Below are 12,871 nucleotides of genomic sequence, written 5' to 3'. Positions count from 1 at the left end.
AAAACTCCTTCGGGAACGATCGCCGCCCGCTTGACAGGTCTTGTCAAGCAGACCGTCATTTACGGTCAATGCGATCTCGTCGGAGACTTTCAGAACGGCGCCGCCCCGGCAAGGGGCAGTGGGAAATTGCCAGGATATTCCCAGCTTCCAGCTGGCTACGCCGGGACCGAGCCGATTCCGATCAGCGCGTCGGAATTCATCTCAACCCGCGGACCCACGGACTGGATGAAGTCCTTGCGCACGCGTGCGATGGCCTCGGGGTCGCGGGGGAGCAGGGTGCGCCAGCCGCTGCCCATGACCAGGTTCCACGCCATGTCGTCGTCCACGGACAGGGTGAGCGGGTGGGTGGACACGGCAACGTCCTGGAGTCCGCGGGCCGTGAGCCAGTCGGCCAGCGACCGGGCCGAAGCGATCTTCGCCATGTTCTGGTTCGCCACCGGCACCACCCCGGCCAGCCGGGGGCGTTCCTTGATGGCAGCGTCCAGGATGCGGCCGGCGAAGGGTTCCAGTGCCCCCTCCACCCAGGTGCTGGTGACGAAACGTCCGCCCGGGCGCAGCATGGAGGCGAGGTGTTCCACGCCGGCTTCCATGTCGGCGAAGAAAAACATGCTGTAGGAGCACAGCACGGCGTCAAAGGTGCGGTGGCCGCGCCATTGGGTGACATCGGCCTCGGTCAGCGTCGTGTTCAGGATGCCCCGCTCGGCGAGGTTGGCCGCGGCGATCCGCAACAGCCCGGTGGAGAGGTCGACGCCGTCGACCGTCCCCTGGGGGCCCACGGCCAGGGCGGCCGGCAGCGTGGCGGCACCGGTGCCGCAGCAGGCGTCGAGCACCTTTTCGCCGGGCTGGAGCACGGCGGCCGCGGCCACGTCGCGGCCCATGGGATCCCAGAGCTTGTCCGCCCACAGTTCAAATTGCAGGGCGCCGTCGGTGAAAGCCAGGCCGGGATCGCGAGCGGACATGCATGCCTCCAGTGGGGGTGGTGGGTTGTAAACGGTGGGCGGGCGGTGGCGGTTAGAGCCGGGCCCCGGAAAAGCCGTTTTGGCGCCAGGCCTCGTAGACGGCGATTGAGGCCGAGTTGGCCAGGTTGAGCGACCTCAGGGACGGGAGCATGGGCAGCCGGACACGGCTGGTCACGTGGGCATCATGCTTGACGTCCTCCGGCAGGCCCACGGATTCGCGGCCGAACATGAGCACGTCCCCGGGCCGGTAGGCAATGTCCGTGTAGCTGGTCTCCCCGTCCGAGGTGAAGGCAAAGACGCGTTCCGGTGCGAGGGCCTCCCATGCCGCCTCGAGCGTGGCGTGGACGGTGACCACGGCAAGGTCGTGGTAGTCCAGCCCGGCACGGCGCAGCTTTGCGTCCCCGAAGTCAAAGCCGAGCGGCTCCACGAGGTGCAGTTCGGCCCCGGTGATGGCGGCCAGGCGGATGGCGTTGCCGGTGTTGCCGGGGATTTCGGGGGTGACAAAGAGGATTCGAAACACCGTTTCAGCTTACCGTGTCAATACATGCCGCCCAGCAGGCGCCCCAGCACCTGCAGGTCCACCACGTTGGGCAGGGGGCCCGAGGCCAGGAAGTGCTTGACTTCCCGGACAAAGCGGGCGGCGTTGGCCACGTTGAGCGTGCTGGAGCCGTCCGGTTCGGTGCCGCGGGCGTAGTCGATGACCGGCTCGAAGAGGTTGCCGGTGCTGCTGTGGACGCAGACCCATGCCGTCACGTTGCATTCGGGAAAGAGCTCCTGCAGCCGGCGGGAGGCCGGCACCAGCAGCGGCGGGGCGGCCGCCTTGCTGCCGTGCACCAGCATGCTGCCGTCCCAGCGGAACGCGCCGTTGGGCACCAGCATGGAACCGATCACGGCGATCCGGTAGCCGGAGACCAGGATGTGGTCGATGTAGCCGCTGTTGGCGGGGGCTGCCAGGCCGTTGATGAGGCGGGCTGCGGGAATGCCCGGCAGTACCTGCTGCATGATGAGCTGGGCGGTGCGGGCCTCGCGCGCCAGGCGCGAGGCAGCACCGAAAACGCCACGCTTCCGGGGCGCGCCATGGACGGGCTGGGCGGCCGTGGCCCGCGGCAGGATGGGCACTTCCCCGGCGTCGGGCGATTCATAGGCGGGTACATAGGCGGCCGGATCGCCGGCGGTGTTCCGGGCGGGCTGCGGCCGCCGGGTGGAAAACGTGCCGTTGAAGCCTGTGCCAGGGAAGCCGCCGGGCCGCCCCGTACCGGAGGCCTGCCCGGCCGCGCGCCCTGCCGTGCCGTAGCCCGTGCCGTATCCGGGAGCGGAGCCGTTGCGGGCCGTTGGCGCGTAGGACCTGTCGTAACGCAACCGCTGCTCCGGGTTGCCAAGCACCTCGTACGCGGCCGTGACCTTACGGAACAGGGCCGGATCGCCGCCGTGGTCGGGGTGTGAAAGCCGCGCCGCCTTGCGGTAGGCGATCTTGATTTCCCGATCCGTCGCGGTGCTGGGCACACCAAGGACTTGGTAGTGCGTGAGGAACTTTTCGCTCACTGGGGGCCTTTCGCCTGCAGGGTCGAATCAGCTCCCAGTCTAGTGGGGCACCCTGACAGCAAGCCCGGTGCCCGGGCAGGGTGCCGCAGCCGGAACCGTCGGCGGGTCGGTAAGGTGGTGTCCGTGAAAATTGTGGGGGTGGCCGCTCCGGCCCGGGTCCGGTTCCTGGCTGCCGTGGCGTCCGCAGCAGGGGCCCTGGCGCTGGGCGGGTGCACCATTGCGGTTCCGGTCCCGGGGCCCACAGCCACCGTGGCGCCGCCGTCGACCTTTGCCGCGCCCACCATCCAGGCCGGCCACGATGCCGCGGCCGTGGCGGCCAAAAACATGACCTTCCCGGCCGGCACCACGCTCTCGCGCAACGTCCCCGTCGGCTACAACGACATCCTGGGCCAGGGCGGCTACTCCGGATCCGGCGCCCCGGCGCCGCCGGAATGGAAGCTGCTGAAGAACAATGTGGCCGGGCAGACGCTGTACTCCAACACGGCAGGGTGCCAGCTGGCGTACTGGGCCACGTCGAACCAGGGGCCCCTCATCACCCCGGGCGACGATCTTGCCTCCACCCGGAAATTGATGGCGTACCTGATCCCGTCCGTCGTGCCCGAATCCCTCAAACCGGCCGAGCTGCCGTGGTCCGCGGAGGCCGGAAAGGGAAATCGGACCATTTCCTTCCTGTCGTACGGCACGAAGGCGTCCAAGGGTGTGCCCGCCAGCACCGTCTGGGGGCGCCTGCTGGGTACGGCCGGCACGGGCCTGGTGGTCTCGCTGGCCTGCCCCACCGATGCGCTGCTGGCCTCGACCACGCCGCGGGTCATGGACAAGCTCTCAGTGGCCCCGCCCGCCAACTGACCCCACCCGCAACTGTCCAACTGGGTCGCAGTTGTTGCGATGGCAACCGGTTGTTTCGGGCCGGAAGCTGCAACAACTGCGACCTAGTTGAGGGGGCGGAGGTAGCGCAGGAACAGCATGGAGCCGGACTTGAGGATGTGTGCCAGCTCCAGCCCCTGCGGCGACACGGCCGGGGTGCCTGGCAGCACGTCCGCGATGCGCTTGGCCAGGCCGCCCACCAGCAGCGGCGACACCGTGACGGAGAGTTCGTCCACCTGCCCTGCAGCGTGGAACGTGCCCAGCAGGGTCGGTCCGCCCTCGGAATGAATGCGGTGCAGCCCCCTGCGGCCCAGCTCCGCAACCAGGGTGCCAACGTCCAGCGTCCGCTCGCCGGCCAGCACGACGTCGGCCATCCGGCCAAGTGCCTCCCTGCGGTCCGCGGGGGCCGAGGCCAGGGTGACCACCAACGGACGGACGGGCGCGTTGGTGAACACCTCCAGGGCGGGGTCCAGGTTCAGGCTGCCGGAGACGACCGCCAGCGGCGGGCGTTCGGGCAGGCCGTGGCCCAGGCGCCACTGCCGGGCCTCCGCGCTGAGCAGTTCACCGCCGTAGCCTTCGGTCCGGACGGTCTGGGCGCCCACCAGGATCACGTCCGCCGTGCGGCGCATCAACTGGAACAAGTGCTGGTCGTCGGGATTGCCGAGCTTGCCGGAGCGGCCCTCCACCGTGGCTGCGCCGTCAACGCTGGCCACGAAGTTGAAGCTGACCCGGCTGCGCCCGGATGGAACGGCGGACGCCTCCCGCAGCAGTTCCGCATCGAGTGCCCCGCCGGAAAGGGCGGGCGAGGCAGGGAAGATCCGCTCAATCATGGGGATCCTTCGGGTGGGCGGGCCGGTTGACGTCGCCCATGTTGTGCAACAGGTAGGCGGGCTGTCGCCAGCCAAGCACGGCCTCGGCCATGCGGATGGCGGAGGCCGCCGATCCGACATTGTGCATGCGCAGGATGCGGGCGCCGCCCAGGATGGCGATGACGCCCGAGGCCAGCGAGCCTTCCAGCCGGTCGGCCTTGTCCTGGTTGAGGGTCTCGCCGATGAAGTCCTTGTTGGAGACGGCCGCAAGTGCCGGGAACCCCAGCTCCGCGATCTCGTTGAAGCGGCGCGTGAGCTCCAAGGTGTGGAGCGTGTTCTTGTTGAGGTCGTGCCCGGGGTCGATGATGATCTTCTCGGCCGGGACGCCGAGGGAGAGTGCCAGCTCCACCTTTGAGCGCAGGAATGCCGCCACCTCGGTGACCACGTCATCATAGCTGGGGCGGGGGTGAACCGTGCGCGGCCGGGCCAGTGAATGCGTGATGACCAGGTGGGCGCCCGCCTCCGCAACCACGGAGGCCAGCTCCGGATTGGCCAGGCCGGTGGTGTCGTTGATGACGTGGGCCCCGGCGGCAATGCTGCGGGCGGCCACCTCCGGCAGGAAGGTGTCCACGGAGATGATCACGTCGCTGGCCGCGGAGACGGCCTCCACCACCGGAACCACCCGGTCGCCCTCTTCCCGGGCGCCCAGCGCCGGCCCCGGCGCAAAGGGGACACCGCCGATGTCAACCCAGTCGGCGCCGTCGTCCACGGCCTTCAGGGATGCCGCCACGGCCGCATCCAGGGCGAAGGTGGCCCCGCCGTCGTAAAAGGAATCCGGGGTCCGGTTCACGATGGCCATGAGGGCCACGTGCCGGCTGAAGTCCAGGGTGCGGGAGCCGAAGCGGCGCACGGGGTGGCGCAGCGGCGGGGTGTAAAACGGCGCCGCCGTCCCGGAGCCCGGGGCGGTGGCGGTGGTTTCGGCAGGCGGCCTGAGAGTTGTCATCCCCTCCATCAAATATCCCCCAGCGGCGTTTGCGGGTCAGCCAGCTTCGCCGTGTCGACCGTGCGCTGCGAGCTGATGAGGTCCTTGATGGCGTCCTGGACGTCCCAGATGTTCACGTTCATGCCCGCCACGACGCGGCCCTCCAGCACCCAGAAGGCGATGAATTCACGCTTTTCCAGGCTGCCGCGGACCACCAGTTCGGCGTCCTTGGTGAGCGCGCCGAAGCCGGAGTACTCCATGCCGAGGTCGAACTGGTCGGTGTAGAAGTAGGGGATGTCATCGAGCACGTCGTCCTTGCCCAGCATGGTCCTGGCGGCCACCTTGCCGCTGGCAATGGCGTTGGCCCAGTGTTCGGAGCGGGCGTAGGCTCCGGTCACGGGGTGCAGGGCGTTGGCGACGTCCCCGGCGGCAAGGATGTCCGGGTCGGAGGTCTGCAGGCTGGCCGAGACCTGGATGCCGTTGCTGATGGTGAGCCCGGCATCCTTGGCCAGGCCGGTGTTGGGAACCACGCCGACGGCGACAATGACCAGGTCGGCCGGCAGCACCTCCCCGGTGGTGGTCAGCACGGAGGTGACCTTCCCGCCGGTGCCCTGGATTTCCTTGGCACTGGAGGGCAGCACAAACTTCACTCCCGCCTCCTCATGCCGGGAGGCGAACACCCGACCCAGTTCGTTGCCGATGGCCACGGACAGCGGTACGTCCTCCAGGCCCAGCAGGGTCACCTTGTTGCCCAGTTCCGTGGCGGTGGCGGCGATTTCCATGCCGATCCAGCCGGAACCAATCATGACCAGGTTGTGCCCGCCGGCGGAGAGCAGTGCCTTCATGGCCACGCTGTCGGCCTTGGTGCGGAAGTAGTGCACGCCGTCGAGGTCGACGCCGGGGAAGGGGATGACGCGCGGCGTGGCGCCGGTGGCGAGCAGGAGCTTGGCGTAGGGCAGCACGGTGCCGTCGGCCAGGGTGGCGGTGTGTCCGGCGGGGTCGACGGCGGTGGCTGCGGTCCCTTCCAGGACCGTCACATTGTTTTCGGGGTACCAGTTGGCGGGGTAGGGCAGGAGGGCGTCCTCACCTTCCTTGCCGGCCAAAAATCCTTTTGACAGCGGCGGGCGCTGGTACGGGGTTTCCTGCTCGTCGGCCACAATGGTGACCGGTCCCGTCCAGCCTTCCTCACGCAGGGTGTGGGCGGCGGTGGCGCCGGTGAGGCCGCCGCCGATGATGACCATGCCGGCGTCCTGGGCTGCGGGACTGCTTGATTCACTCATGGGACAAAACTCTTTTCCGTGGAAGTGGATTTGTGTGAAGCAAAAAGGTGCGGGGCGGCCCTACTGGGGGAACTGGCTGCGCAGGGGACCGGCGTCGGCCAGCCCGCCCGTAAAGACGGAGGTGCGGGTCAGGGTGCCGGCCGTATGGACGCCGCGCAGGGACATGCACATGTGCTCGGCCTCCAAAACGACTCCGACGCCCCGCGGGGACAGCGTCTCTTCCAACCAGTCTGCCACTTGTTGGGTCAGGCGTTCCTGGACCTGGAGGTCCCGGGCAAACAATTCCACGCCGCGGGCCAGCTTGGAGAGGCCAAACAGGCGCTCGCCGGGCAGGTAGCCCACGTGGGCCACGCCGCGGAAGGGCAGCAGGTGGTGCTGGCACAGCGAATGGAACGGAATGTCCTTCACGATCACCAGGCCCGCATAGCCCTCGTCGTTGGGGAAGGTGGTCCAGTTCGTTTCGCGCGGCGTGAGCATTTCCGCATAGGCGGCCGCCACCCGGCGCGGGGTGTCCAGCAGGTGGGGGTCGCTGGCGTCCCGGCCCAGCGCGCGCAGGAAGTCGGCAATGGCCGCCTGCGCCGCCGGCAGGTCCACCGGTCCCGGGCGGCCCAGCGCGGCATCGTCCAGCGCCGGGTCATCGAAGGCGAGGAGGTCCGGGAGGGCGGCACTTGAGATCGACATGTGCTCTTCCTTTCTAAAGCTTGTATTCTTGACTTTAGAAGCGCAGACTCAAAGCGTCAAGCAGGAATGAAACAAAGCAACTTTCCCGTCCCTCCAACACTGAAGGCAAGCAGTCATGAACCCAACCCGGCAGCACGCGTCCCTGAGTGAGGCGGAGCGGCTCAACGCCGTGGCGTCCCTGGGCGATCCCGTCCGCAAAAGGCTGTTCGAGCTGCTCCGCGAAAGCCCGCACGCCCTCAGCCGGGACGACTGTGCGCAGGCGCTGGGACTGCCCAAGAGCACCATCAGGGCCCAGCTGGACCGGCTGGCGGCGGACGGCCTGCTGCTGGTGGAGTTCCGCAAGGTGGGGGAGCGCACGGGGCCCGGCTCCGGGCGCCCCACCAAGCTCTACACCGTGGCCGTGGGGGAGGTGGCGGCCTCCGTCCCCGCCCGCCACTACGACCTCGCCGCCGAACTGCTCGCAGCGGCGATCCAGCGCTCCATCGACTCCTCCGAGGATGTGGGGGACGCGCTGGCCCAGGTGGCGTTCGAGGCCGGGAAGCGGCTGGGCGCCGGGGCCGGCACCATCCACAACCTGCTGGCCGACACCGGCTACGATCCCCGGCCCGACGGCCAGGGTGGCACCATCATGGCGAACTGCCCGTTCCACAGGCTGTCCCGGGAGCACACCGGCGTGGTGTGCCAGCTCAACGGCTCGCTGCTCAACGGCGTCCTGGAGGGGTGTGCCGACGCGACCCACAGCATAGAACCGGACGCAGAGCTGTCCCACTGCTGCGCCAGGATCGTGCCCCGGGGCGCTTAAGGCCCGCGGGGTGGTTGTTGCCGAAGGCGGTCCAGGACGGTCCTAGAGGACGGCCTGCAGGGCGTCGATGATGCCTTCGCCGTAGTAGCTGTTGTTGCGCAGCGTGCCCGTGCAGGCGGATCCGGCCGGTGTCGCTGAGGGCATGCAGAGGTGGTCCTGCGCCTGCTTGCGCAGTTGCGAAACCAGCTGGTTCGGTTTCCAGCCGGGGTGTTCGGACTTCATCAGCGCGAGCACGCCCGCGACGTGGGGCGAGGCCATGGAGGTGCCGCTGAGCAGGCCGTAGCTGTTGTTCGGCAGGGTGGAGAGGATCCGTGATCCGGGTGCCGCCACGTCAATGACGTTCAGCCCGCGGTTGGAGAAGGATGAGAGCTTGCCGGCCTGGTCGGTGGAGGCCACGGTGACCACCCCGTCCAGCTCGGTGGGCATGTCCTTGCACCCGTTGTTGATCTGGCGCTGGATGCCGGCGGCGTCGTTCGGGCTGACGTTGTCGGTGGTCTTGTTGGCCAGGTCGTAGGAGGCATTGCCGGCGGCTGCCGCATGCACCGTGCCCTGGTCCGTGGACCAGTCCACAGCGCGTTCCACGGCTACGCGCACGGCCAGTTGGTCGGGCTGGTCGCCACACCAGAACTGCACCGGGTCAATGTAGTAGCTGTTGTTGGTGACGTCCATGCCCTTCAGGCCGGCCCACATGAAGCCGCAGATGGCGTATTCGGGATAGATGGAGCCGGCGTCGTTGACCACCTTGACGGAGGCCATGCGCACGTTGGGTGCCACGCCCACGATGCCCACGCCGTTGCGGGCGGCGCCGATGATGCCCGCCACATGGGTCCCGTGGTAGGAGGTGGTGGGGTTCCAGCCCGTCGGCGAAGTGTCCGGACGCCCGGCATTGGTGCAGTTCACGGAGTTGGCCACGTCGATGTTGGCCTTGAGGTCCGGGTGGTCCGGGTCGATCCCGCTGTCCAGGACCCCGACCAGGACGTCGCGTGAACCGTCGGTGAGCTGGTGGGCCTGGTCCGCCTTCACCTGCGCCAGGTTCCACTGCTCGCCTTCCCTCGGGTCCAGGGCCGCGCCGTCGAACGTTGCGTCGCCGTACAGCAGGCCGGCGTTGGCCAGCTGCCTGCTGCGCAGCTGAGGCGCTGGCTGCGGGGCCTGCTGCCAGGGGGTGGCAATGCCCTCCGGTGTGCCCTCCGCGACCGTGATGGTGCGGGTTGCGCCGACGGATTCCACCGAGGAATTCCCGTACTTGAGGACGTCGGTGCGGAAGCCGGCGAGCTCGGACTGGGCAACCACGACGCCGATCTCCGGCCACTCCTGGACCGCGACGCCGCCGGCGGCCTCCACCGCCTGCACGGCCTCCCTGGCCTTGTTGGCGTTCGCAGCCTTGGCATTGACCACATAGCTCATGAGCTGGCCGTCGGCCGCAGGAAAGGCAATGGGCGTGGACTGCGGATTCGCCGGCGCCGCCAGGGCGCTGCCGCTGAGCAGGGTGGAAGCGGACACCGCAACGGCGCATGCGGCGGCCGCCGTCGTTCGACGGAAAAGTGCTGTCTTCATGGATTTAATCCCCCAAGGATTGTTGTGTGATGCGAGACACCAGCGATCCTGCCATCAGTCGCACGGATTGACAAGATTGACAAAAGCCGCCTGCTGTTGACGTCGTGCGGAGGGTTCCGATCAGTGCATGGCTGCCGGATGCCGTAGAATTGAGCGGTGCCCGTGTATCTAGACCACGCGGCGACCACGCCCATTTCGGCCCCGGCCCTCGCCGCACTCACCAACACCATCAGCCGCAGCGGCAACCCGTCCTCGCTGCACGGCGCAGGCCGCCGCGCCCGCGCCACGGTGGAGGCGTCCCGCGAAACCATAGCCCGGGCCGCCGGAGCCCACCCCACCGAAGTCATCTTCACCTCCGGCGGCACCGAGGCGGACAACCTGGCTGTCAAGGGGCTGTTCTGGTCCCGCCGCGACGCCGACCCCCGCCGCACGCGGATCCTGGTCTCCACGGTTGAACACGCCGCTGTCCAGGACACCGTCGAGTGGCTGGAAAGGAGCGAGGGCGCGGAAGCGGTGTGGCTGCCCGTTGACGAGACCGGGACCCTGGACCTGGCCGCGCTAAAAAGGGAACTGGACGACGGCGGCGCCGACTCCGTGGCGCTGGTCACCTGCATGTGGGCCAACAACGAGGTGGGCACCATCCAGCCCATTGCCGGCGTCGTTGCGCTCGCCGCAGCACACGGCATCCCCGTCCACTCGGACGCCGTGCAGGCCTTCGGCGCCGTGCCGCTGAACTTCAAGGACTCCGGGCTGGCCGCGGTGTCCATCAGCGGGCACAAGATCGGCGGGCCGGTGGGCGTCGGCGCGCTGCTGCTGGGCCGCGACGTGACGCTGACGCCCGTCCAGCACGGCGGCGGCCAGGAGCGCAGCGTCCGCTCCGGCACGCTGGACTCCGCGGGCATCGCGGCCTTTGCCGCCGCCGCACAGGACGTCACCGCGAACCTGGCCGCGGAAAGCGCCCGGATCGCGGGGCTGCGGGATGCGCTCATTGCCGCCGTCCGCGAGCTGGTCCCGGAGGCGGTGCTGCGCGGCACGGACCCGGCCGCCAGGCCGGCCGGCCGGCTGCCAGGCAACGCCCACTTCACCTTCCCGGGCTGCGAGGGCGATTCGCTGCTGTTCCTGCTGGACGTGGCGGGCATCGAATCCTCCACCGGTTCGGCCTGCACGGCCGGCGTGCCCCGCCCGTCCCATGTATTGCTGGCCATGGGCCTGGACGAGGACACCGCACGTGGCGCACAACGCTTCAGCCTGGGGCATACATCGACCCCCGCGGACGTTGACGCCTTTGTGGCGGCCCTGCCGCAGGCCTACGCGCGCGCAAAACAGGCGGGCATGGCCGGCCACCAGTCGTCCATCCAAACGGCGAGCACGCACCGCTGACCGGGGAAAACCGCTGATGGAGCTTGTCGAGATCAAGGCTGCCGAGACCAAGGTCAGCGCACCATAGAGCAACAACCTGCAAGTGAAAGGCACGTAATGCGAGTATTGGCCGCCATGAGCGGCGGGGTGGATTCCGCCGTCGCCGCCGCCCGCGCCGTTGAGGCGGGGCACGACGTCGTCGGCGTCCACCTGGCACTCTCCCGGATGCCGGGCACCCTGCGCACCGGCAGCCGCGGCTGCTGCACCGTGGAGGACTCCAACGACGCCTGGCGCGCCTGCGACCTGCTCGGCATCCCGTACTACGTGTGGGACTTCTCCGAGCGGTTCAAGGAGGATGTGGTCCAGGACTTCATTGACGAATACGCCGCCGGACGCACACCCAACCCGTGCATGCGCTGCAACGAGCGCATCAAGTTCGCCGCCCTGCTGGAAAAGGCCATCGCGCTGGGCTTCGACGCGGTCTGCACCGGCCACTACGCCAAGGTCATCACCGACGCCGACGGCAACCCGGAACTGCACCGCGCCGCAGACTGGGCCAAGGACCAGAGCTACGTGCTCGGCGTGCTGACCCACGAGCAGCTGCGACACTCCATGTTCCCGCTTGCGGACACCCCGTCCAAGGCCGAGGTCCGTGCCGAGGCCGAACGCCGCGGCCTGTCCGTGGCCAAGAAGCCGGACAGCCACGACATCTGCTTCATTTCCGACGGCGACACCGCCGGCTGGCTGGCCGAGAAGATCCAGATGACCCCGGGGGACATCGTCGACGAAACCGGCACCAAGGTGGGCGGCCACGACGGCGCCAACCGGTTCACGGTGGGCCAGCGCCGCGGCCTGAAGCTGGGTACGCCTGCTGCCGACGGCAAGCCGCGCTTTGTGCTGGAGATCCGGCCCAAGGAAAACAAGGTCGTGGTGGGCCCCCACGCGCTGCTGGCCATCGACGAACTCAAGGGCATCAAGGTCTCCTGGGCCGGGCTGCCCATCGCCGAGGTTGCCACCGGCGGGGAGTTCGACTGCCACGCCCAGGTGCGCGCGCACGGGGACCCCGTGCCGGCCCGCGCCTTCGTCACCGAGGTGGCGGACGACGCCGGCACCCGCCAGGCGCTGACCGTCACCCTGCGCGAGCCGCTGCGCGGCGTGGCGCCCGGCCAGACCGTGGTCCTGTATCAGGGCACCCGCGTTTTGGGCCAGGCCACCATCGACTCGGCCCGCTCGCTGGCGCGCCCCGAGCTGCCGTAGCCGCACGGCAAACTGCAAGCTGGCGTAAACTTCCGTACAAGGTGACTTTGATCACGGAAGGTAGCCATCATGCCCCCGCATTTAATACCGAACCCGCTCCAACTGCTCGAACGGGCCCTGGACCAGTGCGGCGAGGTGATCCAGGCGATTTCCGCCGGCCAGGCGGTCTGGCCAACCCCATGCACCGAATGGACCGTGCAGGACCTCCTGCACCACCTGGTGGTCCAGGACCTGCACAACTACACCGTGATGGCCCGGGGCAACAACATTGACCCGCTGGCCGCCACTGCCACCGTCGGTGCCGACTGGTCCACCCGCTTTGCGGACGGCGCCGCGATGCTCATGCGTGCCTGGGCGGTGGCCGACCTCAGCACCCAGGTGGCCCTGCCCGGTGGCGGAGAGGCGCCGCTGCGCAGCCGGATCGGCCTGCAGATTGCCGAGTTCACGGTGCATTCCTGGGACCTTGCCAAGGCCACCGGCGTGCACGTCACGCTGGATCCGGCGCTGGCCGACCAGTCGCTGGCCTGGTCGCAGCGGGTGATGAAAACCGACTACCGCGGCCCGGACAAGGCGTTTGGCCACGAGGTGCGCGTGCCGCTGAATGCCGACAAATATGCGCGCCTGGCCGGCTGGTTTGGCCGGGACCCGCAGTTCGTGCCGGGGCCCCGGGCCGAGTCGCTTAAGTAACCGTCTGGTTGCAACTTCCTGCTCCATGCAAGGTCCGCGGCATAAGTCTGGTAGAAAGTAAACATAAGGCGCGTGGGCCAGGTCACACTTCGTAG

The 12,871-nt window shown here is 68.8% G+C and carries 13 protein-coding genes; 5 read left to right on the top strand and 8 right to left on the bottom strand.

Annotation, left to right across the window (positions count from 1 at the left end; translation table 11 throughout):
- Positions 1–155 precede the first annotated feature (155 nt).
- The 3 genes from G6035_RS02485 to G6035_RS02475 are packed head-to-tail and all read right to left on the bottom strand — an operon-like array spanning position 156 to position 2,501.
- Positions 156–959 carry a class I SAM-dependent methyltransferase gene (locus G6035_RS02485; RefSeq protein ID WP_176615489.1) on the bottom strand — a complete coding sequence of 268 codons (804 nt, stop codon included), beginning with the start codon at positions 957–959 and terminating at the stop codon, positions 156–158.
- 52 nt (positions 960–1,011) lie between these two features.
- Positions 1,012–1,479: a tRNA (cytidine(34)-2'-O)-methyltransferase gene (locus G6035_RS02480; RefSeq protein ID WP_176615488.1), complete on the bottom strand. Its 468-nt coding sequence runs from the start codon at positions 1,477–1,479 to the stop codon at positions 1,012–1,014.
- Positions 1,480–1,496: 17 nt separating this feature from the next.
- On the bottom strand, positions 1,497–2,501 hold the full coding sequence (locus tag G6035_RS02475) for a J domain-containing protein (RefSeq protein WP_176615487.1): 1,005 nt from the start codon (positions 2,499–2,501) through the stop codon (positions 1,497–1,499).
- 123 nt (positions 2,502–2,624) lie between these two features.
- Here G6035_RS02475 and G6035_RS02470 point away from each other — a divergent pair, with 123 nt between their 5' ends.
- Positions 2,625–3,347, top strand: a complete 723-nt coding sequence (locus tag G6035_RS02470; RefSeq protein WP_176615486.1) for a hypothetical protein — start codon at positions 2,625–2,627, stop codon at positions 3,345–3,347.
- A gap of 83 nt (positions 3,348–3,430) precedes the next feature.
- Here the strand turns inward: G6035_RS02470 and G6035_RS02465 are convergent, their stop codons facing one another.
- From G6035_RS02465 to folE, 4 genes are read right to left on the bottom strand one after another with little or no spacing between them, the layout of a single operon-like run.
- Complete coding sequence (locus G6035_RS02465) at positions 3,431–4,195, bottom strand: pyrimidine reductase family protein (RefSeq protein ID WP_218062900.1); 765 nt, start codon at positions 4,193–4,195, stop codon at positions 3,431–3,433.
- The gene (gene folP, locus G6035_RS02460; protein ID WP_176615485.1) at positions 4,188–5,177 is read right to left on the bottom strand and encodes a dihydropteroate synthase; all 990 of its coding nucleotides are present in this window, start codon (positions 5,175–5,177) and stop codon (positions 4,188–4,190) included. Before folP ends, G6035_RS02465 begins: the two co-directional genes overlap by 8 nt.
- A gap of 8 nt (positions 5,178–5,185) precedes the next feature.
- Positions 5,186–6,436 (bottom strand): NAD(P)/FAD-dependent oxidoreductase, encoded by a 1,251-nt coding sequence (locus G6035_RS02455; protein WP_256127679.1) that lies wholly within the window; start codon positions 6,434–6,436, stop codon positions 5,186–5,188.
- 60 nt (positions 6,437–6,496) lie between these two features.
- The gene (gene folE / locus G6035_RS02450) at positions 6,497–7,117 is read right to left on the bottom strand and encodes a GTP cyclohydrolase I (protein ID WP_176615484.1); all 621 of its coding nucleotides are present in this window, start codon (positions 7,115–7,117) and stop codon (positions 6,497–6,499) included.
- Between the two features lie 115 nt (positions 7,118–7,232).
- On the opposite strand from folE, the gene G6035_RS02445 reads away from it, so the two are divergent.
- Positions 7,233–7,919 carry a metalloregulator ArsR/SmtB family transcription factor gene (locus G6035_RS02445; protein WP_176615483.1) on the top strand — a complete coding sequence of 229 codons (687 nt, stop codon included), beginning with the start codon at positions 7,233–7,235 and terminating at the stop codon, positions 7,917–7,919.
- 42 nt (positions 7,920–7,961) lie between these two features.
- Here G6035_RS02445 and G6035_RS02440 read toward each other — a convergent pair whose 3' ends face one another.
- Positions 7,962–9,473 carry a S8 family serine peptidase gene (locus tag G6035_RS02440; protein ID WP_176615482.1) on the bottom strand — a complete coding sequence of 504 codons (1,512 nt, stop codon included), beginning with the start codon at positions 9,471–9,473 and terminating at the stop codon, positions 7,962–7,964.
- 156 nt (positions 9,474–9,629) lie between these two features.
- Here G6035_RS02440 and G6035_RS02435 point away from each other — a divergent pair, with 156 nt between their 5' ends.
- From G6035_RS02435 to G6035_RS02425, 3 genes are all read left to right on the top strand, one after another.
- The gene (locus G6035_RS02435; protein WP_176615481.1) at positions 9,630–10,853 is read left to right on the top strand and encodes a cysteine desulfurase family protein; all 1,224 of its coding nucleotides are present in this window, start codon (positions 9,630–9,632) and stop codon (positions 10,851–10,853) included.
- Positions 10,854–10,949: 96 nt separating this feature from the next.
- Positions 10,950–12,089, top strand: coding sequence for a tRNA 2-thiouridine(34) synthase MnmA (mnmA, locus tag G6035_RS02430; protein ID WP_176615480.1), 1,140 nt, complete (start codon positions 10,950–10,952; stop codon positions 12,087–12,089).
- A 69-nt stretch (positions 12,090–12,158) separates the two neighbouring features.
- On the top strand, positions 12,159–12,776 hold the full coding sequence (locus G6035_RS02425; RefSeq protein ID WP_176615479.1) for a TIGR03086 family metal-binding protein: 618 nt from the start codon (positions 12,159–12,161) through the stop codon (positions 12,774–12,776).
- Positions 12,777–12,871: the final 95 nt, after the last annotated feature.

It is taken from the genome of Arthrobacter sp. SDTb3-6 (genome assembly GCF_013376095.1).
GTDB lineage: Bacteria > Actinomycetota > Actinomycetes > Actinomycetales > Micrococcaceae > Specibacter.
Note: the sequence above shows the minus strand (reverse complement) of the source record. Positions and strands in the feature narration are given on the sequence as shown.